This is a genomic window from Streptomyces alboflavus, assembly GCF_000716675.1.
Lineage (GTDB): Bacteria > Actinomycetota > Actinomycetes > Streptomycetales > Streptomycetaceae > Streptomyces > Streptomyces alboflavus.
In genome coordinates, this window is sequence record NZ_JNXT01000084.1 from 1 (window position 1) to 20,656 (window position 20,656).

Genomic DNA, 20,656 nt, shown 5'->3' on the forward strand with positions numbered 1-20,656 from the left:
CTTCTGGCCCACCGCAGGGTGAGCGCCGCCCCTGGGGGTCACCCGCCATCGGCGACTGCAGACCCGTGACCTCACCGCCGCTCCGCGGCGGACATCTCCCACCCGCCCCCAAGCTCTTAAGGAGCAGGGGGGACCCCCATCCCGCTTCTGGCCCACCGCAGGGTGAACGCCGCCCGCGGGGGTCGTCCACCATCGGCGACTGCAGGCCCGCGGCCTCGCCGCCGCTTCGCGGCGGATGTCCCCCACCCGCCCACCTCCGAGGCCCCGCCACCGCCGACGCCCGGCCATCCCCGAGGCCCGACTGCTCCCGAGGCCCGACTGCCCCCGACGCCCGGCTGCCCCCGAGGTCCGACTACCCCCGACGCCCGGCTGCCCCCGAGGTCCGACTACCCCCGACGCCCGGCTGCCCCGGGGCCCGGCTGCCCCCGAGGTCCGGCTGCCCCCGGGGCCCGACGCCTGCGGGGCCCGGCGCCTGCGGGGCCCGGCGCCTGCGGCCGCCGATGGCGAATGCCCCCCACTGGCGGCGTTCACCTCGCGGTGAACCAGAAATGGGCGGGCGGGGTGGGAGACATCCGCCGCGAAGCGGCGGCGGAGCCACGGACCCGCAGCCGCCGACAGAAAGTTTATGTAGCGGTCGCTAGACAAATGAGCGACGAGGCGGCTACCGTTTTTGTAGCGGGGGCTACAGATACTCGACCCGAGGGGGACCCAGGCATGTCCGCAGGCATGAGCACAGACACACGCACGACCGAGGCGCCGTACGCCCGAACCACCCTCGGAGAGGGCCCCGCCCTGCTCCTGGCACACGGCGCGGGCGGCTCCGTGGAGGCCAACTTCGGCCCGATCCTGCCGACCCTGGCGGCGACCCACAGAGCCGTGGCCGTCGACTACCCGGGCACGGGGCAGACACCCCGCACCAAGGAGCCCCTCACGCTGGACACCCTCGCGGACGAGCTGATCGCCGCGGCCGACGCGGAGGGCGCGGACACCTTCGCCCTGGCGGGGTATTCGCTGGGCACGGCGGTGGCCGTCCGCACGGCGGCCCGCCACCCGGACCGGGTGAGGGCCCTGGTCCTGACGGCCCACTTCGCCCGCCCGGACACCCGCATGACCCTCACCGCCCAGACCTGGCACCACCTGGCCTCGTCCCGCGACCGGGACGAGCTGGCCCGCTTCCTGCTCCCGCTCGCCCTGAGCCCCGAGGCCCTGGACGCCCTGTCCCCGGAGCAGCTCGCGGCGGCCCTGCGGGGCACGGCGGAATCGGCCCCCGAGGGCAGCGCGGACCACGTCGACCTGGTGCTCCGCACGGACGTCCGCGCGGATCTGGCGGCCATAACCGCCCCGACCCTGGTCATCACGACCACGCGGGACCAGCTGGTCCCGCCCGCCCTCCAGCGCGAGGTGGCAGCCGGGATCAAGGGTGCCGAAGTGGCCGAGATGGGCACAGGCCACCTCCCCTTCGCCGAGGACCCGGCGCGGTGGCAGCGCTTGATCACGGGCTTCCTGGCGGAGGTGGAGTCGGGGCCGTCGGCCAGGGCCGCCGAATAGACCCTGCTCACACTTGGGCCATCAGGGGTTGCCCCTTATTACCGACGGGTAGCATCATGGTCAACGACTAGCTACTTACTGGTACGCCCACGAGGATTCCAGCCTCCCAAGCCACTTACGGAGCCGTCGCCATGGGGCACTACAAGTCGAATCTCCGCGACATCGAGTTCAACCTCTTCGAGGTGCTCGGCCGCGACAAGCTGTACGGCAGCGGCCCGTTCGCGGAGATGGACGTCGAGACCGCCAAGAGCATCCTCAGCGAGCTGTGCCGCCTCGCCGAGAACGAGCTCGCCGAGTCCTACGAGGACGCCGACCGCAACCCGCCGGTCTTCGACCCGGCGACCAGCACCGCCCCGGTCCCGGCCTCCTTCAAGAAGAGCTACCAGGCCTTCATGGACTCCGAGTACTGGCGCCTCGGCCTCCCCGAGGAGATCGGCGGCACCACCGCCCCCCGCTCCCTGATCTGGGCGTACGCGGAGCTGCTGCTCGGCGCCAACCCGGCGGTCTGGATGTACTCCTCCGGCCCGGCCTTCGCCGGCATCCTCTTCGAGGAGGGCAACGAGGCGCAGAAGAAGGTCGCCGAGATCGCCGTGGAGAAGCAGTGGGGCTCCACGATGGTCCTCACCGAGCCGGACGCGGGCTCCGACGTGGGCGCGGGCCGCACCAAGGCCGTGCAGCAGGAGGACGGCTCCTGGCACATCGAGGGCGTGAAGCGCTTCATCACGTCCGGTGAGCACGACATGTCGGAGAACATCCTCCACTACGTCCTCGCCCGCCCCGAGGGCCACGGCCCCGGCACCAAGGGCCTGTCCCTCTTCCTCGTGCCGAAGTACGACTTCGACTGGGAGACCGGCGAGCTCGGCGAGCGCAACGGCGTCTACGCGACCAACGTCGAGCACAAGATGGGCCTGAAGGCGTCCAACACCTGCGAGATGACGTTCGGCGACCAGCACCCCGCCAAGGGCTGGCTGATCGGCGACAAGCACGACGGCATCCGCCAGATGTTCCGCATCATCGAGTTCGCCCGCATGATGGTCGGCACGAAGGCGATCTCGACGCTCTCCACGGGCTACCTGAACGCCCTGGAGTACGCCAAGGAGCGCGTCCAGGGCCCCGACCTCGCCCAGTTCATGGACAAGACCGCGCCGAAGGTGACGATCACTCACCACCCGGACGTGCGCCGCTCCCTGATGACGCAGAAGGCGTACGCGGAGGGCATGCGCGATCTCGTCCTGCACACCGCCGCCGTCCAGGACGAGATCGCGGTCAAGGAGGCGAACGACGAGGACGCCTCGCAGCTCCACGCCCTGAACGACCTGCTCCTGCCCATCGTGAAGGGCTACGGCTCGGAGAAGGCCTACGAGCAGCTGGCGCAGTCGCTCCAGACGTTCGGCGGCTCGGGTTACCTCCAGGAGTACCCGATCGAGCAGTACATCCGCGACGCCAAGATCGACACCCTCTACGAGGGCACCACCGCGATCCAGGGCCAGGACTTCTTCTTCCGGAAGATCGTCCGCAACCAGGGTGCCGCGCTGAACGGCCTCGCCGAGGACATCAAGAAGTTCCTCGCCGTCGGCACCGGCGGCGAGCAGCTCGCCGGGGCCCGCGAGGAGCTGGCCAAGGCGGCCGTCGAGCTGGAGGCCATGGTCGGCGTCATGCTCACCGACCTCGCGGCCACGGAGCAGGACGTCAAGTCCATCTACAAGGTCGGCCTCAACACCACCCGCCTCCTCCTCGCCTCCGGCGACGTCGTCGTCGGGTACCTGCTCCTGCGGGGTGCCGCCGTCGCCGCCGAGAAGCTGGAGACCGCCACGGCGAAGGACCAGGCGTTCTACCAGGGCAAGATCGCCGCCGCGAAATTCTTCGCCGCGAACGTCCTGCCGGGCGTGGCCACCCAGCGCGCCCTCTCCGAGAGCGTGACCCTCGACCTGATGGAACTGGACGAGGCGGCGTTCTAGCCCCACCCCCTGTGGCCCGCCTCCGCACCGGGGCGGGCCACAGCCATGCGCGAACGGGCCGCACGGCCAGAGGCGAAGGCCGGGCAGCCGGGCAGCCGCCGACGGCGAACGGCCCCCACGGGCGGGGGTCACTTTGCTGTGAGGCAGAAACGGGATGGGGGTCCCCCCTGCTCCTTAAGAGCTTGGGGGCGGGTGGGAGATATCCGCCGCGAAGCGGCGGGACAGGAAACCCGCACCAGCCCCCCGCAGGGGCGTAGCTAAGGTGACGCCATGAGCACACGCGCCCGCTTCGACCGCGGCCACACCGACGACCTCATCACCTTCCTGGCGGCGAGCCCCTCCCCGTACCACGCCGTGGCGAGCGCCGCCGAGCGCCTGGAGAAAGCCGGCTTCCGGCAGGTCGCCGAGACCGACACCTGGGACGGCTCGACCGGCGGCAAGTACGTGCTGCGGGGCGGCGCGATCGTCGCGTGGTACGTCCCGGAGGGCACCGCCCCCCACACCCCGTACCGCATCGTCGGCGCCCACACCGACTCCCCGAACCTGCGCGTCAAGCCCCTGCCGGACACCGGTGCGCACGGCTGGCGCCAGGTGGCCGTGGAGATCTACGGCGGCCCCCTGCTCAACTCCTGGCTGGACCGCGACCTGGGCCTGGCGGGCCGCCTGTCCCTGCGCGACGGCACCTCCCGCCTGGTCAACATCGACCGCGCCCTGCTCCGCGTACCCCAACTGGCCATCCACATGGACCGTTCGGTGCACACCGACGGCCTGAAGCTCGACAAGCAGAAGCACATGCAGCCCATCTGGGGCCTCGGCGAGGACGTCCGCGAGGGCGACCTGATCCGCTTCGTCGAGGAGGAGTGCGGCCTCGCCCCCGGCGAGGTGACCGGCTGGGACCTGATGACGCACTCCATCGAGCCGCCCGCGTACCTGGGCCGCGACCGCGACCTGCTCGCGGGCCCCCGCATGGACAACCTCCTGTCCGTGCACGCCGGTACGGCGGCGCTCGCCGCCGCGGCCACTTCCCCCGACGCCGACGCGCTCCCGTACATCCCCGTCCTCGCCGCCTTCGACCACGAGGAGAACGGCTCCCAGTCCGACACCGGCGCCGACGGCCCGCTGCTCGGCACGGTCCTGGAGCGTTCGGTGTTCGCGCGCGGCGGTACGTACGAGGACAAGGCGCGGGCCTTCGCGGGCACCGTCTGTCTGTCGTCCGACACCGGCCACGCCGTCCACCCCAACTACGCCGAGCGGCACGACCCGACGCACCACCCGCGCGCCAACCGGGGCCCGATCCTGAAGGTGAACGTCAACAACCGGTACGCCACCGACGGCGGCGGCCGCGCCGTCTTCGCCGCCGCCTGCGAGAAGGCGGGCGTGCCGTTCCAGGCGTTCGTCTCCAACAACTCGATGCCCTGCGGCACGACGATCGGCCCGATCACGGCCGCGCGGCACGGCATCAAGACGGTCGACATCGGCGTGGCGATCCTGTCGATGCACAGTGCGCGCGAGCTGTGCGGCGCGGACGACCCGCACCTCCTCGCGGACGCGCTGCTCGCGTTCCTGGAGGGCTGAACCGGCCGGTCGCCGGGGGGATATCGCCCCGTATCGGGGTACTCATGGGCGCATGAGACTTCTCGTACGCGACCGGCTCTTCGGCATCGGCGACGACTACTGGATCGAGGACGACCGGGGCCAGAAGGTCTTCCTCGTCGACGGCAAGGCGATGCGGCTGCGGGACACCTTCGAGCTGAAGGATCCACAGGGGCGGGTCCTCATCGACATCCACGCGAAGATGCTCGCCCTGCGCGACACGATGGTGATCGAGCGCGAGGGCGAGCCGCTCGCCCGCGTCAAACGCAAGCGCCTTTCCCTGCTGCGCAATCACTACCGGGTGGAGCTGGCCGACGGATCGAACACCCTCGACGTCAGCGGCAAGATCCTGGACCGCGAGTTCGCCGTCGAGTACGAGGGCGAACTCCTCGCGGACATCTCACGGCGCTGGTTCACCGTCCGCGACACCTACGGCCTCCACATCACCCGCGAGGACGCCGACCCGGCCCTGCTCGTGGCGATCACGGTCTGCGTGATCCACCTGGCGGAGAAGGAACGCGGCGCAACGGACTAGCGGCTCACCCCGTCGGCCTGCCCCGCAGCTGCCGTCCAACCCTGTGGGCAGCTGGGCCGCCAGGGGCGATGGGGGTCCCCCCTGCTCGAGCGAAGCCGAGAGCTTGGGGGAGGGTGGGCACAGCCCCGTCCGACGGCGACCGTTACGACAACCTGCGGTCCTTGAGCGCCGGGAACTCCTCCCGGGTCTGAGCCACCTTGGCCAAGTCGAGGTCCACCGTAAGCACAACCTCCTCCGCCCCGGCCGCCTCGGCCAGAACCTCACCCCACGGGTCGACCACCACGCTGGCCCCCGCCTGCGGCACCCCCGCATGCGTCCCCGCGGTCCCGCACGCCAACACGAACACCTGGTCCTCGACGGCCCGGGCCCGCGCGAACAGCGACCAGTGCGCCCGCCGCCGCGCAGGCCACCCCGCGGGCACGACGAACACCTCGGCCCCGGCGTCGACGAGCCCCCGGAACAGCTCGGGAAAGCGCAGGTCGTAGCAGGTGGCGAGGCCGAGCACGGCCTCGGGCGCCCGGGCGGTGACCAGCTCCGTGCCCGCGCCCATCATCACGGCCTCGCCCTTGTCGAAGCCGAACCGGTGGATCTTCCGGTAGGAGGCGGCGAGCTCGCCCTCGGGCGAGAAGACGAGGGAGGTGTTGTACAGACCCCCGTCGGGGGCGCGTTCCGGGATCGACCCGGCGTGCAGCCACACCCCGGACTCCCGCGCGGCCTTGGCCATCACTTCGTACGTGGGCCCCTGGAGCGGCTCGGCCTCGGCGTCGAAGGACTCGTAGGCGAAGGCCCCCGTCGTCCACAGTTCGGGCAGCACGAGCAGGGCGGAACGCTCCCGCTCGGCGACCTCGCGTACCAGCGAAGACACCCGCTGACGACGGGAATTGACTGATTCGTCATCGTCTACGGCGATCTGGAGGAGAGAGGCGCGCACACTACCACCGTCCTGGCATTCGAGCCGTCAAGTAGGCCTACGATCGTCACACGAAAGCACTGCCGGGGTGCCAGCGGGCAGCGTACTGTGATTTTCCGGGGGAACCCCCCGGACCCCCACGACGCGTCCCAGACACCCACCGCCGCCCGCGTACGACCGCCGAGGGGTCCCGTGAGTCTCCATCCCAGCCTTCAAACCTACGCCGATGCCTGGACCCACTCCGTGGAAGCGATATCCGAGCTGGTGTCCCCCCTCGCCGAGGGGGAGTGGAACCAGCCGACCCCCTGCCCGGCCTGGTCCGTGCGGGACATCGTGTCCCACGTCATCGGCCTCGACTGCGAGATACTGGGGGACCCGCGCCCGATCCACACCCTGCCGCGCGACCTGTACCACGTACAGACCGAGGGCCAGCGCTACATGGAGATGCAGGTCGACGTCCGCCGCCACCACACGGCACCCGAGATGACCTCCGAGCTGGAGTACACGATCATCCGCCGCTCCCGGCAGCTGCGGAACGAGTCCCGTGACCCCTCGACGAAGGTGCGCGGCCCGCTCGGTACCGAGCAGACCCTGGAACTGGCCATGCGGACGCGGGCGTTCGACGTGTGGGTGCACGAGCAGGACCTGCGCACGGCCCTCAGGAAGCCGGGGAACATCGAGTCGCCGGGCGCGTACGTCGCCCGTGACCTGCTGCTGCAGGGGCTGCCGAAGGTGGTCGCGAAGAAGGCGGGCGCCCCGGCGAACTCCGCGGTGGTCTTCGACGTGAGCGGCCCCGTCGAGTTCCTGCGCACGGTGCGCGTCGACGCGGAGGGCAGGGCGACGGTGGACAGCGCCCCCTCGCTCGGCCCGCTCGCCACCATCGGCATGGACTGGGACACGTACTTCCGGCTCGCCTGCGGGCGGGTCTCGTACGCGGCCGTCAAGGACCGGGTGAAGGTCGAGGGCGACCAGGAGCTCGGCGACGCGATCCTCGGGGAGTTCGCCGTCACGCCGTAGCGCGCCGGCCGGGGTTCCGGGGCGGTCCCGGAACCCGGCGGCGCGGCGGGCCCCCGCGCGACGGCCGGGGCGTACGTCTCAGCAGGTCGCCGGAGGTCAGACGGGGACGTGCACCGTCTCCACCCGGCTGGCCACGAGCCGCTCCCGCTCCCTGCGGGCCGCCCGGGTCCGCAGCCGCAGGATCTGGCTGAGGCCGACCGCCTCCAGGACGAAGACCGCCGAGAAGGCGATCCGGTAGTTGTCGCCGGTCGCGTCGAGCAGCACACCGACGGCGAACAGCGTCGTCATCGAGGCGATGAAACCACCCATGTTGGTGATGCCGGAGGCCGTCCCCTGCCGCTCCGGTGGATTCGCGGGCCGTGCGAAGTCGAAGCCGATCATCGAGGCCGGACCGCAGGCGCCGAGCACCACACAGAGGACCACGAGCAGCCACAGCGGCGCGTGCGCCCCCGGCCAGGCGAGCGTGGCCGCCCAGACGGCCGCCGTCGCGCCCACCGTGCCGAGCGCAAGCGGCAGCCGCGCCGTGTGGTGCCGGGCCACGACCTGCCCGAAGACCAGGCCGATCGCCATGTTCGCGAGGACGATCAGCGTGAGCAGGTCCCCCGCCGCGCCGCGGGACAGACCCTGCGCCTCGACCAGGAACGGCAGGCCCCACAGGAGCAGGAACACCATCGCGGGGAACTGCGTCGTGAAGTGCACCCACAGGCCGAGCCGGGTGCCGGGCTCCCGCCAGGACAGCGCGATCTGTTCGCGTACGAAGCCGGGGCCGCCGCCGGACCTGGCCGCGGGCGGCTCCGGCTCGTGGCCCTCCGGGTGGTCCTTCAGGAACACCGCCATCACCACGAGGACGACGACCCCGGCGAGCGCGCTGCCCGCGAACGCCGTGGTCCAGCCGACCTCGTGCAGGACCCGGGCGAGCACCAGCGTCGAGACCAGGTTGCCCGCCATGCCGACGAGCCCGGCGAGCTGGGCGACGAGCGGGCCGCGCCGGACGGGGAACCAGCGGGTGCCGAGCCGCAGCACGCTGATGAACGTCATCGCGTCACCGCAGCCGAGCAGCGCGCGCGAGGCGAGCGCCATGCCGTACGAGGGCGAGAGCGCGAAGCCGAGCTGGCCGAGGGTGAACAGGACGACGCCGAGGGTCAGGACCTTCTTCGTGCCGAGCCGGTCCACCATCAGGCCGACGGGTATCTGCATGCCCGCGTACACCAGGAGCTGGAGTATCGAGAACGTCGACAGGGCGGAGGCGTTGACGTGGAAGCGGTCGGCGGCGTCGAGGCCCGCGACGCCCAGCGAGGTGCGGAAGATGACGGCGACGAAGTAGACGGAGACGCCGACGGACCACACGAGCACCGCCCGCCGTCCGCCCGGCGGGTCCCCGGGCAGCCTGGAGGCCCCGGCCATCGCGCCGGTGGTCATCGTGCCGCTCCCCGGGCGAGGTTCTGGAACCAGCCGACGTGCCGCGTGACCACGTCGACCGCCGCGTCCGCGTCCGCGGCGGTGAGGGCCGCGAGGATCTCCTCGTGCTCGGCGAGGGTCTTGGCGATGCGGTCGGGGTGGGAGTGCATCACGGCGACGCCCATCCGCAGCTGGCGGTCGCGCAGCTGGTCGTAGAGGCGGGACAGGATGTCGTTGCCGCCGCTGCGGACGATCTCGGCGTGGAAGCAGCGGTCGGTCCTCGCCGCCGCCGCGAGGTCACCGGCCGCGGCCTGCTCCCGCTGCTGTTCGAGCAGCGCCGTCAGGCGGTCGATGAGTCCGGCAGGGGCGGGCACCGCCTTGCGCACCGAGTGCGTCTCGACGAGCAGCCGGGTCTCGACCACGTCCGCGATCTCCTGCGCGGAGACCGGCAGGACAAGGGCGCCCTTCTTCGGGTAGAGCCGCAGCAGCCCCTCGACCTCCAGCTTCAGGAGCGCCTCGCGCACCGGCGTGCGGGACACCCCCACGGCCTCGGCCAGCTCGCCCTCGGTGAGGAGCGTGCCGCCCTCGTAGTGGCGCTCCAGGACGCCCTGCTTGACGTGCGCGTAGACGCGCTCGGCGGCGGGGGGCTGCTTGAGGGAGGACTTGGGGGACGACTCCGGGGAGGCCGCGGTGGGGTGCTCGGCAGCGGAGGGGGGCGGGGCCATGGCGGCGGAGGGGGCGGCGGGCATGCGCACAGCATAGATACAACACGTATACGCGGGGATTCCGGTCCACGATCCGGACGGTGATCCACTCGCGCGTGATCCACACGACACGGCTTGGCCGCATCTTTACCCGTTTGGCACGCATCCGTTCCGCCCTCTCGTCAGTCATCTCTGTGACGGCCTTCCCATCTCGCCTGCACCGCAAGGAGATTCGGGACATAAGCCGCCAACTACCTCATCAAGCAGGGACTAACGGAGCGTTCACCTTGAGAATCCGCACCCCGGGCGTGCGCGTGCGCCGTATAAGCGCAGCCGCTGCCGTCACCGCAGGAGCCGTCCTGACCACGGGCATCGCTGTGGCTCCCGCGCAGGCCGCCGCGCCGCCCAAGCCGTCGATCGCCGCCAAGGGCGGCTTCCTGATGAACAACGGCTCGGGCAAGGAACTGTTCAACAAGTCCGCGGACACGCGCCGCGCCACCGGCTCGACGACGAAGATAATGACCGCCCGGGTGGTCCTCGGCCAGCGGAACCTCAACCTGGACTCGAAGGTCACGATCCAGAAGGCGTACAGCGACTACATCGTCCGCAACAACGCCTCGCACGCCCGCCTGATCGTGGGCGACAAGGTGACGGTCCGCCAGCTCCTGTACGGGCTGATGCTGCCGTCCGGCTGCGACGCCGCGTACGCCCTCGCGGACAAGTACGGCAAGGGCTCGACCCGCGCCAAGCGCGTGAAGTCCTTCATCGGCCAGATGAACAAGACGGCCAAGGACCTGAAGCTGAAGAACACGCACTTCGACTCGTTCGACGGCATCAGCAACGGCGCCAACTACTCGACGCCGCGCGACCTGACGAAGCTCGCGAGCAACGCCATGAAGAACTCGCGGTTCCGCACGATCGTCAAGACCAAGACGTACACGGCCAAGACGAAGACCAAGACCGGCGGCACCCGCACCATGGCGCCCTGGAAGAACACCAACGCCCTGCTCGGCTCCTACCGCGGCGCGATCGGCGTGAAGACGGGCTCCGGCGCGCAGGCCAAGTACTGCCTGGTCTTCGCGGCGACGCGCAACGGCAAGACCGTCATCGGCACCGTGCTCACGTCCACGTCCTCCGCGGCCCGGGTCTCGGACGCGAAGAAGATGATGGACTACGGCTTCAAGGTCGCCTAGCGGTCCTTGGGGCAGCGGCTCCTGGAGCAGCAGCCTTGAACACGGGGACGGGGCCCACCGCGCTGTGCGGTGGGCCCCGTCCTTCGTGCTGGGCGGCCCTTCGGACCGGCAGGCGCTACGCCCAGGCCAGCGGGTGCTACGCCCAGGTCATCAGCCGCTTGGGCTGCTCCAGGATCGCCGCCACGTCGCCGAGCACCTTCGAGCCCAGCTCCCCGTCCACCAGACGGTGGTCGAAGGAGAGCGCGAGAGTGGTCACCTGACGGGGCTTCACCTTGCCCTTGTGGACCCACGGCTGGAGCTTGATCGCGCCGACCGCGAGGATCGCGGACTCGCCGGGGTTCAGGATCGGCGTGCCCGTGTCGATGCCGAAGACGCCGATGTTCGTGATCGTGACCGTGCCGCCCTGCATGGCGCCGGGCGACGTCTTGCCCTCGCGGGCCGTGGTCACGAGCTCGCCCAGGGAGGCGGCCAGCTCGGGCAGGGTCTTGGCGTGCGCGTCCTTGATGTTCGGCACGATCAGACCGCGCGGGGTCGCCGCGGCGATGCCCAGGTTCACATAGTGCTTCTGGACGATCTCCTGGTTCGGCTCGTCCCAGGCCGCGTTCACGTCCGGGTTCCGGCGGATCGCGAGGAGCAGCGCCTTGGAGATCAGAAGCAGCGGGTTGACCCGCAGCCCCTCGAAGGCACGATCCTGCTTGAGCTCCTCGACGAGCTTCATCGTGCGCGTCACGTCCACCGTCACGAACTCCGTGACGTGCGGCGCCGTGAAGGCCGAGCCGACCATCGCCTGCGCGGTGGCCTTGCGGACGCCCTTGACCGGGATGCGGGTCTCGCGGGCGTCGCCCGCCGCCACGGGGGCGGCGGCCGGGGCGGGCGCGGCCGGAGCCGGGGCCACGGCGGGCGCGGGCGCCGGGGCGGCCACCGCTGCGTGCACGTCCTCGCGGGTGATGATCCCGTCGGGGCCGGTCGGCGTGATGGTGGCCAGGTCGACGCCCAGGTCCTTGGCGAGCTTGCGGACCGGGGGCTTGGCGAGGGGGCGGGCGCCGGTGGGTGCGGCGACCTGGGGGGCGGCCGGGGCGGCCGGAGCCGGGGCCGGGGCCTGGGAGGCCGGGGCCTGCGGCGCGGGGGCGTGGCCGTTCAGCTCGCCCTGCACCGCCGCCGCGTAGTACGTCCCGGCGGGCGGCTCATCGCCCTGGCCCGGCACGGGCTTGCGGGCCCGGCGCTTGGTGGAGGACTCGGAGACGCCGTACCCGACGAGGACCGGCTGGCGGCCCTTGGGGGCCTCGGGCTCCTCGGGTGCGGCGGGGGCGGTCTCGGGCTTGGCGGGTGCGGCCTCGGGGGCGGGCACGGCGCCGCCGGCCGGACCCACCGTGATGATCACCTGGCCGACGTCCACCGTCGCGCCCTCGGCGAAGCGCAGCTCCGTCACCGTCCCGTCGAACGGGATGGGCAGCTCGACGGCGGCCTTGGCCGTCTCCACCTCGCACACGACCTGTCCGTCGGTGACGGTGTCACCCGGCGCGACGTACCACTTGAGGATCTCGGCCTCGGTGAGTCCCTCGCCCACGTCGGGCATCTTGAACTCGCGCACGGCCGAAGCGGTGTCAGTCATTGTCGTCACGACCCTCTTCCTCAGTACGCCAGCGAGCGGTCGACTGCGTCGAGCACCCGGTCCAGGCCCGGCAGGTAGTCCTCTTCGACCCGGGCGGGCGGATACGGGGCGTGGAAGCCGCCGACGCGGAGCACCGGCGCCTCCAGGTGGTAGAAGCACCGCTCGGTGATGCGTGCGGCGATCTCGGCGCCCGAGCCGAAGAACGTCGGCGCCTCGTGCACCACGATCAGGCGGCCGGTCTTCTCGACCGAGGCCTGCACCGTGTCGAAGTCGAGCGGCGAGACCGTGCGCAGGTCGACGACCTCCAGGGACTTGCCCTCCTCGGCGGCGGCCGCGGCGGCCTCCAGGCAGGTCTTCACCATCGGGCCGTACGCCACGAGGGTCGCGTCCGTGCCCTCGCGGACCGTGGCGGCCTTGTGCAGCGGGCCGGGGATGGCGTCGGGGTCGACCTCGCCCTTGTCCCAGTACCGCCGCTTGGGCTCGAAGTAGATCACCGGGTCGTCGCTCTGGATGGCCTGCTGGAGCATCCAGTAGGCATCGGACGAGTTCGAGGGCGAGACCACCTTCAGGCCCGCGACGTGCGCGAACAGCGACTCCGGGGACTCGCTGTGGTGCTCGACGGCGCCGATGCCGCCGCCGTACGGAATGCGGATGACGACCGGCACCTTGATCTTGCCGAGCGCCCGCGCGTGCATCTTGGCGAGCTGCGTGACGATCTGGTCGTACGCGGGGAAGACGAAGCCGTCGAACTGGATCTCCACCACCGGGCGGTACCCGCGCAGGGCGAGGCCGATGGCCGTGCCGACGATGCCGGACTCGGCGAGCGGGGTGTCGATGACCCGGTCCTCGCCGAAGTCCTTCTGCAGGCCGTCGGTCACCCGGAAGACGCCACCGAGCTTGCCGACGTCCTCGCCCATGACGAGGACCTTCGGGTCGGTGTCGAGGGCCCGGCGAAGGGACTCGTTGATCGCTTTGGCGATCGGAAGTTTCTGTACGGCCATGGCTACTTGACCTCCCCGCCCGCGGCGGCGTTCGCAGGTGCGTCCGCGAACGACGCCTGGTAGGCGGCGAACTGGGCGCGCTCCTCGTCCACGAGCGCGTGCCCGTCGGCGTAGATGTTCTCGAAGATCGACATCGGCTCGGGGTCCGGCATCGCCCGCACCACGTCGCGCACTCGTTTGCCCAACGTCTCGCTCTCGGCCTCGAGTTCCGCGAAGAATCCCTCATCCGCGTGACCCTGGGCCGCCAGGTACGCCCGCAGCCGCAGGATCGGGTCCTTGGCCTCCCACGCCTCGCGCTCCTCGTCGCGCCGGTAGCGCGTCGGGTCGTCCGAGGTGGTGTGGGCGCCCATGCGGTACGTGAACGCCTCGATCAGCGCCGGTCCCTCGCCGCCGCGCGCCCGCTCCAGGGCCCACTTGGTGACCGCGAGACAGGCGAGCACGTCGTTGCCGTCGACGCGGACGCCGGGGAAGCCGTAGCCCTGCGCGCGCTGGTACAGCGGCACCCGGCTCTGCTTCTCGGTCGGCTCGGAGATAGCCCACTGGTTGTTCTGGCAGAAGAACACCACGGGGGCGTTGTAGACGGCGGAGAACGTGAACGACTCGGCCACGTCGCCCTGGCTGGTGGCCCCGTCGCCGAAGTACGCCACCACCGCGCTGTCGGCGCCGTCCTTGGCCATGCCCATCGCGTAGCCCGTGGCGTGCAGCGTCTGCGCGCCGATGACGATCGTGTACAGGTGGAAGCCGTTGGTGTTCGGGTCCCAGCCGCCGTTGTTCACGCCGCGGAACATGCCGAGCAGGAGCGTCGGGTCGACGCCCTTGCACCAGGCCACGCCGTGTTCACGGTAGGTGGGGAAGACATAGTCGTCCGCGTGGGTCGCGCGGCCCGATCCGACCTGCGCGGCCTCCTGGCCGAGCAGCGACGGCCACAGGCCCAGCTCACCCTGTCGCTGCAGTGTGACGGCCTCGGCGTCGAAGCGGCGGGTGAGGACCATGTCCCGGTACAGGGCGCGGAGGTCCTCCGGCGTGAGGTCCGCGACATAGCGGTCGTACTCGGAGTTCTCGACCCGCTCGCCCTCGGGCGTCAGGAGTTGGACGAGCTCCGGCTCGCCGCCCTGCGCGGCGCCCTTGCCCTTCGCGGCGCCCTTGCCCGGGCTCGCGGTCTTCTTGGCGCTCGCACTGGCGCGCTTGCCGCCGCTGCTTGCGCGGCGCGGTGTGCGCGCGGCGGTGCTTTCCACGGTCACGTGTGCTCCTCCGTCGGTCCGGCCCCCGGGGTCCACCGGGAGACCAGTACGGCTCGCCCGATTCCAGCCCGTCGCACGGGGTGGGTGCGGCTCAGCCGGGACAAGGCGTGACAGTTGCTCCGGCGAGCGCCCTTCTCCAAGCACGTTACCCAGTGCGTACCAAAACTGTGAAACCCCGTCTGACCTGCAATTTTGCTTGGATTTCCAAGTAAATTCCGCTAGGAAATCCGACTAAATCGAGAAGAACGGAAACACAGCCTGGTCACAGCACTGATCACAGCCTGGCAGGGGGCCGGAACACCGGCACGTTATCCCGGGCACCCCGGGCACGGGAAGACTTGATGTGTGACACTGGCAGGGTGCGCGAAGAAGGAAAAATCACCGTATTCCTGCTCGACGATCACGAAGTCGTGCGGCGCGGAGTCCACGAACTGCTCTCCGTGGAGTCCGACATCGAGGTGGTCGGCGAGGCCGGCACGGCGGCGGACGCACTGGTGCGGATTCCGGCCACGCGGCCTGATGTAGCGGTCCTCGACGTGCGGCTTCCGGACGGCAGCGGGGTCGAGGTGTGCCGTGAGATCCGTTCCCAGAGCGACGACATCAAATGCCTGATGCTCACGTCGTTCGCCGATGACGAGGCCCTCTTCGACGCCATCATGGCCGGTGCTTCCGGCTATGTGCTCAAAGCCATTCGCGGCAATGAACTCCTCTCCGCGGTGCGCGATGTCGCCGCCGGAAAGTCCCTGCTCGACCCGGTCGCCACGGCCCGCGTCCTGGAGCGCCTGCGCGACGGCAAGAACCCCAAGGGCGACGACCGGCTCGCGAACCTCACCGAACAGGAACGCAAGATCCTGGACCTGATCGGCGAGGGCCTGACCAATCGCGCCATCGGCGAGCGACTGCACCTCGCCGAGAAGACGATCAAGAATTACGTCTCCAGCCTGCTGTCCAAGCTCGGCATGGAGCGCCGGTCGCAGGCCGCCGCGTACGTGGCCCGGATGCAGGCCGAGCGGCGCTGACGCCCCACCCCCTGTCTGCCCCCTTCCGCCCCCTTCCGCCCCCTGTCCGCCGTCTCCGCCCCCACTGCCCCCTCTGCCCGCTTCTGCCCCACGGGGCAGCCTTACACGGGACTTATGGCCCCCTCTTGAGGGGCGGGCGGCTCTTCTTCCGGCGCGGGCCGCTGACGCAGGGTGGGGGAATGCCGACCGAAGAACAGCTCGCCTACGACCTGCTGCGGCGCACGGACTACGGCAGGGTGGCGACCAGCATGCGCGCGCTGCCCTTCCTCGCGGTGGCCCGGCACGTGGTGGTCGAAGGACGCATCCTGCTGCGCATGCACCGGGGCTTCGGCTACCACCAGGCGTGCGTGGGCAGCGTGGTCGCGTACGGCGCCGACAACCTCTCCACCGAGACGGCCCGCGACGGCCAGTGGACGGTCCAGTTCGTCGGCATGTGCGAGACCTTCACCCCCACGACCCGCGACCTGGAGCTCTTCGGCCCCACCCCGCACTACGTGGACGGCGACCTCTTCGACCCGGTGTATCTACGGATAGACCCTCAACTGGCGAAGGTGCACACGCTGACCCGGGCCGGGGACGGCGCCTCCCGGGCGCTCACCCCCGTGGGCGGCCCGGCGAGGTGCTACTCCGTGTCGCCCTCGCCGCCCTGAGCGGCCCCCTCGTTGTTGCCCCCGTCATCCGGCGGCGACTGAGGATCGGTCGGCTCGGTGGGCGGGTCGGTCGGGTCCGTGGGCGGGTCGGTCGGGTCCGTGGGCGGGTCCGTCGGGTCGGTCGGCGGATCAGTCGGCTGCGTGGGCTGCTGAGTGTCCTGCGTGGGCTGCCGAGTCCAGTCCCCGGTCTGCCCCCCACTGCCGTCCCCACCGGGCTGAGTCGCCCCGTCGGGCGTCTCCTCTTCCTTGCTCTTGCTGGGTGACTTCTCCTGTGACTGCTTCGTCGAGGGAGTCGTGGGCGTCTTGTCCTTCTTGTCGCCCTTGTCGTCCGCCGCGGACAGCGCGAAGGCGACACCCGCGACGATCGCGATGACCGCGAGCACGGCGAGGATCCACACCTTGCCGCGCCCACGCCCCCGGCCGCCGTCACGGTGACCGCCGTCGAAGCCGCCGTCGTCGCCGCCCGGCGGCCGCAGCATCGGCCCGGGGATCTGCTGAGTGCCGGAGTCACCGGGGTGCGGCATGGCGGCCGTACCGGCGACGCCCATCGCGGGCGTGTGACCGCCCTCGTGCATCCCGGCCATCTCGACGGGCCCGGTGTTCCAGGTCCCGGTGTGGCTGCCCTGCTCGGCGAGCATCTGCAGGCCGTACTGGACGAGCCCGCGCATCTCCTCGGCGGTCTGGAAGCGGTCGTCCGGGTCCTTGGCGAGGGAGCGCATGACGAGCCCGTCGAGCTCCGGCGGCGCCGCGTCGGAGACCTCGGAGGGCGGCACGGGAGCGTCCTGGACGTGCTGGTAGACCACCGAGAGCGGCGTCTCGCCGGTGAACGGCGGCCTGAGCGCGAGCAGTTCGTACAGCAGACAACCGGTCGCGTACAGGTCGCTGCGGTGGTCGACGGCCTTGCCGAGCGCCTGCTCGGGCGAGAGGTACTGCGGCGTGCCCATGACCATGCCGGTCTGCGTCATCGTCGACTGCGCCCCGTGCAGGGCGCGCGCGATGCCGAAGTCCATCACCTTCACGGAACCGGTGTGGGTGATGCTGACGTTGGCGGGCTTGATGTCGCGGTGCACGATGCCGTGCTGGTGGGAGTACGCGAGCGCCTCGAGCACGCCCGAGACGATGATCAGGGCCTGCTCGGGGCCCGGGGCCTCGGCGTTGATCAGCAGGTCCCGGATCGTGCGGCCCTCGACCAGCTCCATCACGATGTACGGCACGGAGTTGCCGTTGATGTGGTCCTCGCCGGAGTCGTAGACCCCGACGACCGCGTGGTGGTTCAGGCCCGCCACGGACTGGGCCTCGCGCGTGAAGCGGGCCTTGGACACCGGGTCCTCGGCGAGGTCGGAGCGGAGCAGCTTGACCGCGACCGTGCGCCCGAGGCGTACGTCCTCGGCGGCGAACACCTCGGCCATGCCACCGCGGCCGAGCCTGCGGGTGAGCCGGTACCGGCCATCTCCGACGAGCCCGCCATTGCCCCACATCTCGGGCACATCCGACATTCCGCCGCCAGACGCCTCGGGGTCGGACGGGCCCTGAGCGCGCTGCGTCTGTGCCATCAGTCCTCGCCGTCGTTTCTGATCGTGGTCCGTCGTGTGAGGAGCGTGTACCGGATACGTGATAGAGCGGTACGGGGTACTCCGCCGTGCCACGCTACAGCCTTCACGGGGCCCGCCGGTCCGAGCTGGACCGGCCATCAAACCCGCCGGGCGCCCCGAGGGGCAAACTTGTAACGCTTCCGAGACTCTTCTTGCGCGTACGGTCACGGAACGGGCACCGAGCTTGACGTGTCGGGGCCCTCGGGCAGACTTGGCCAGGAATAGCGGAACGATCGCAGTCATAAAGACATCAGCCGATCGCACCCATAGCCACAGTCACAGCAGCGGCGCCGTCTCGCGCCCGCGCCGATGGGGGACGCACGAACATGAGCCAGGACGGCGCTCAGGGCCGGTACGCGGGCAGTTCACTGGCCGGTGGCCGCTATCAGCTGCGCGATCTGCTCGGCGAGGGCGGCATGGCCTCGGTCCACCTCGCGTACGACACGGTGCTCGACCGGCAGGTCGCGATCAAGACACTCCACACGGAGCTGGGTCGCGAGCAGTCCTTCCGCGAGCGCTTCCGCCGCGAGGCGCAGTCCGTGGCCAAGCTCACGCACACCAACATCGTGTCGGTCTTCGACACCGGCGAGGACGATCTCGGCGGCGCGACCATGCCGTACATCGTCATGGAGTACGTCGAGGGCAAGCCGCTCGGCTCGGTCCTGGACGCGGCGATCCGCCAGCACGGCGCGATGCCGAGCGACCAGGCCCTGAAGATCACCGCCGATGTGCTCGCGGCGCTGGAGATCAGCCACGAGATGGGTCTTGTCCACCGCGACATCAAGCCCGGCAACGTGATGATGACCAAGCGCAACGTCGTCAAGGTCATGGACTTCGGCATCGCCCGCGCCATGCAGTCCGGCGTCACGTCGATGACCCAGACCGGCATGGTCGTCGGCACCCCGCAGTACCTCTCCCCGGAGCAGGCCCTCGGCCGCGGCGTCGACGCGCGCTCCGACCTCTACTCCGTCGGCATCATGCTCTTCCAGCTGGTGACCGGACGCCTCCCGTTCGAGGCGGACTCCCCGCTGGCCATTGCGTACGCACACGTCCAGGAGGAGCCGGTCGCTCCCTCCTCGATCAACCGTTCCCTTCCGCCCGCGATCGACGCGATCGTCGCCCGCGCGCTGAAGAAGAACCCGAACGAGCGCTTCCCGACCGCCGAGGCGATGCGCGACGAGTGCCTGCGCGTCGCCCAGTCCTTCCAGGTCGCGGCCCCCAGCATCGTGCCGGGCGCGCAGACCGCGAGCGGCGCGGGCGTCGGCTCCGCGGTGTTCCCGCCGGTCGACACGGCCGCCCCGGCCGCGGGCGGCGTCCAGACCCCGTACCAGCCGGGCCCCTACGGCCCCGCGACCCCCGCCCCGACCCCCACTCCGGGCTACGGCTACCCCCAGCAGGGCTACCAGACCCCGGCCCCCACCAACGCCTACGCCCCCCAGTCCGCCCAGACCCCGCCCCCCTACAACCTCTCCCCGCAGCCCGCGACCACCACCCCGTCCCCCAGCGGCGGCTCCGGCGGCTCCGGCGGCGGCAAGCGGAACATGCCGGTCATCATCGGCTCGATCGTCGTCGCCCTGCTCGCCATCGGCGGCGTCATCGCGGCGGTCACGATGAACGGCGGCGGCGACGAGGGCGGCGACAGCAAGGAATCCAAGAAGCCGGTGGCGGGCCACCGCGGCCCGGACCGCACCAAGACGGTCGAGAAGACCGTGTGCACGGAGCCGGACACGGCGTACAACGACCCGGACAAGGTCAAGATGCCCGACTTCCGGTTCAAGGACTGGCAGTCGGTGAAGTCCTGCCTCCAGGCCAGCGGATGGCAGTACGACCCGAACAAGGTCGACGAGAACACCTACGGCGAAGACACCGTCATGACGCAGTACCCCAAGGAGGGTACGGACATCGACCCGAAGGACCCGCCGGAGTTCCAGTTCGGGATCTCGACGGGCAACCCGGCCTGACGGTCGGCTCAGGCACCTCGGCGGGCGGCGAGTTGGCGCTCGTAGCCGTCGAGGAGGGTCGACAGGCCGTGGGTGAAGGTGCCCTCGGGGGAGGCGCCGAGTTCGGCTGCGGGGGTTTCCAGGCGGGTGCGCAGGTGGGGGTAGGCCTCGGCCACCTTGCGGGCCTTGGCCATGAAGTCCGCGAGGCGCTCGGCCGGGTCGCCGTCCTCGCGGCTCAGGCGGCGGGTGAGGGAGGCGGTGGCGGCGGTGCCGAGGACGTTGCCGAGGACGAAGGTGAAGACGCCGGCCGCGGCCCGGTCCGCCTCCGCGCGGGTGAAGCCCGCGCCCTCGTGGACGGCCAGGCAGTGGTCGTCGTACCGGGCCTTCGCGGGGCCGTAGAACAGGTACGAGCCGAAGGCCTGCACCAGCCACGGGTGCCGCGTGCACATCTCGTGCAGCCCGACGGCCATCGACGTGACCGCCGCGCGCCAGCCGACGGCGTCCGGGTCGGCCAGCTCGATCTCGTTCCACACCTCGTCGCCGACGAGCTCGACGAGGTCGTCCTTGTTCTTGACGTGCCAGTACACCGCGGTCGCCGCCGAGTCGAGGCGCTTGCCGAGGCTGCGCATGTTCAGGCCTTCGAGGCCCTCGTCGTCGAGTAGCTCGACGGCCGTCCTGATGATCTGGTCCTTGGTCAGCGTGTTGCGCGGCATGGACCGACCTTAGGCCCCGCACTCCCTCTCGC

The 20,656-nt window shown here is 70.9% G+C and carries 17 protein-coding genes; 9 read left to right on the forward strand and 8 right to left on the reverse strand.

The genetic code is table 11. The features are described from left to right. Positions 1 to 726 precede the first annotated feature (726 nt). The 4 genes from OO63_RS37760 to OO63_RS37775 all read left to right on the forward strand — a co-directional run bounded on the left by OO63_RS37760 (position 727) and on the right by OO63_RS37775 (position 5,634). Positions 727 to 1,548, forward strand: a complete 822-nt coding sequence (locus OO63_RS37760; RefSeq protein WP_030362334.1) for an alpha/beta fold hydrolase — start codon at positions 727 to 729, stop codon at positions 1,546 to 1,548. A gap of 131 nt (positions 1,549 to 1,679) precedes the next feature. Continuing rightward, positions 1,680 to 3,506: an acyl-CoA dehydrogenase gene (locus tag OO63_RS37765; protein WP_033264848.1), complete on the forward strand. Its 1,827-nt coding sequence runs from the start codon at positions 1,680 to 1,682 to the stop codon at positions 3,504 to 3,506. A gap of 270 nt (positions 3,507 to 3,776) precedes the next feature. Then, positions 3,777 to 5,081 carry a M18 family aminopeptidase gene (locus tag OO63_RS37770; RefSeq protein WP_030362332.1) on the forward strand — a complete coding sequence of 435 codons (1,305 nt, stop codon included), beginning with the start codon at positions 3,777 to 3,779 and terminating at the stop codon, positions 5,079 to 5,081. Positions 5,082 to 5,133: 52 nt separating this feature from the next. Then, positions 5,134 to 5,634 (forward strand): LURP-one-related/scramblase family protein, encoded by a 501-nt coding sequence (locus OO63_RS37775; protein ID WP_030362331.1) that lies wholly within the window; start codon positions 5,134 to 5,136, stop codon positions 5,632 to 5,634. A gap of 142 nt (positions 5,635 to 5,776) precedes the next feature. Here OO63_RS37775 and OO63_RS37780 read toward each other — a convergent pair whose 3' ends face one another. Next, positions 5,777 to 6,565: a carbon-nitrogen family hydrolase gene (locus OO63_RS37780; RefSeq protein WP_030362330.1), complete on the reverse strand. Its 789-nt coding sequence runs from the start codon at positions 6,563 to 6,565 to the stop codon at positions 5,777 to 5,779. Positions 6,566 to 6,736: 171 nt separating this feature from the next. Here OO63_RS37780 and OO63_RS37785 point away from each other — a divergent pair, with 171 nt between their 5' ends. Beyond that, entirely contained in the window at positions 6,737 to 7,561 is an 825-nt protein-coding gene (locus tag OO63_RS37785; RefSeq protein ID WP_030362329.1) for a maleylpyruvate isomerase family mycothiol-dependent enzyme, read from the forward strand. Between the two features lie 96 nt (positions 7,562 to 7,657). Here the strand turns inward: OO63_RS37785 and OO63_RS37790 are convergent, their stop codons facing one another. Both OO63_RS37790 and OO63_RS37795 read right to left on the reverse strand, forming a co-directional pair. After that, positions 7,658 to 8,980 (reverse strand): MFS transporter, encoded by a 1,323-nt coding sequence (locus tag OO63_RS37790; protein WP_030362328.1) that lies wholly within the window; start codon positions 8,978 to 8,980, stop codon positions 7,658 to 7,660. Next, entirely contained in the window at positions 8,977 to 9,708 is a 732-nt protein-coding gene (locus OO63_RS37795) for a GntR family transcriptional regulator (RefSeq protein ID WP_234311389.1), read from the reverse strand. The genes OO63_RS37790 and OO63_RS37795 overlap by 4 nt, the downstream gene beginning before the upstream one ends. Positions 9,709 to 9,977: 269 nt before the next feature. Here OO63_RS37795 and OO63_RS37800 point away from each other — a divergent pair, with 269 nt between their 5' ends. Next, a complete protein-coding gene (locus OO63_RS37800; RefSeq protein ID WP_234311388.1) occupies positions 9,978 to 10,856 on the forward strand; it encodes a D-alanyl-D-alanine carboxypeptidase family protein in 879 nt (292 codons plus the stop codon). Between the two features lie 136 nt (positions 10,857 to 10,992). Here OO63_RS37800 and OO63_RS37805 read toward each other — a convergent pair whose 3' ends face one another. The 3 genes from OO63_RS37805 to pdhA are packed head-to-tail and all read right to left on the reverse strand — an operon-like array spanning position 10,993 to position 14,710. After that, entirely contained in the window at positions 10,993 to 12,468 is a 1,476-nt protein-coding gene (locus OO63_RS37805) for a dihydrolipoamide acetyltransferase family protein (protein ID WP_030362325.1), read from the reverse strand. Between the two features lie 20 nt (positions 12,469 to 12,488). Continuing rightward, positions 12,489 to 13,469 (reverse strand): alpha-ketoacid dehydrogenase subunit beta, encoded by a 981-nt coding sequence (locus OO63_RS37810; RefSeq protein ID WP_030362324.1) that lies wholly within the window; start codon positions 13,467 to 13,469, stop codon positions 12,489 to 12,491. Positions 13,470 to 13,471: 2 nt separating this feature from the next. Continuing rightward, positions 13,472 to 14,710, reverse strand: a complete 1,239-nt coding sequence (gene pdhA / locus OO63_RS37815; protein ID WP_030362323.1) for a pyruvate dehydrogenase (acetyl-transferring) E1 component subunit alpha — start codon at positions 14,708 to 14,710, stop codon at positions 13,472 to 13,474. A 359-nt stretch (positions 14,711 to 15,069) separates the two neighbouring features. On the opposite strand from pdhA, the gene OO63_RS37820 reads away from it, so the two are divergent. Both OO63_RS37820 and OO63_RS37825 read left to right on the forward strand, forming a co-directional pair. After that, positions 15,070 to 15,729, forward strand: a complete 660-nt coding sequence (locus OO63_RS37820) for a response regulator (protein WP_030362322.1) — start codon at positions 15,070 to 15,072, stop codon at positions 15,727 to 15,729. Between the two features lie 179 nt (positions 15,730 to 15,908). Then, entirely contained in the window at positions 15,909 to 16,379 is a 471-nt protein-coding gene (locus OO63_RS37825) for a pyridoxamine 5'-phosphate oxidase family protein (RefSeq protein WP_078619612.1), read from the forward strand. Here OO63_RS37825 and OO63_RS37830 read toward each other — a convergent pair. Beyond that, a complete protein-coding gene (locus tag OO63_RS37830; RefSeq protein ID WP_078619613.1) occupies positions 16,352 to 17,932 on the reverse strand; it encodes a protein kinase domain-containing protein in 1,581 nt (526 codons plus the stop codon). The genes OO63_RS37825 and OO63_RS37830 overlap by 28 nt on opposite strands. A gap of 365 nt (positions 17,933 to 18,297) precedes the next feature. On the opposite strand from OO63_RS37830, the gene OO63_RS37835 reads away from it, so the two are divergent. Continuing rightward, the gene (locus tag OO63_RS37835) at positions 18,298 to 19,932 is read left to right on the forward strand and encodes a protein kinase domain-containing protein (RefSeq protein ID WP_030362319.1); all 1,635 of its coding nucleotides are present in this window, start codon (positions 18,298 to 18,300) and stop codon (positions 19,930 to 19,932) included. 8 nt (positions 19,933 to 19,940) lie between these two features. Here the strand turns inward: OO63_RS37835 and OO63_RS37840 are convergent, their stop codons facing one another. Continuing rightward, complete coding sequence (locus tag OO63_RS37840) at positions 19,941 to 20,624, reverse strand: TetR/AcrR family transcriptional regulator C-terminal domain-containing protein (RefSeq protein WP_030362318.1); 684 nt, start codon at positions 20,622 to 20,624, stop codon at positions 19,941 to 19,943. Between the last annotated feature and the right edge of the window lie 32 nt (positions 20,625 to 20,656).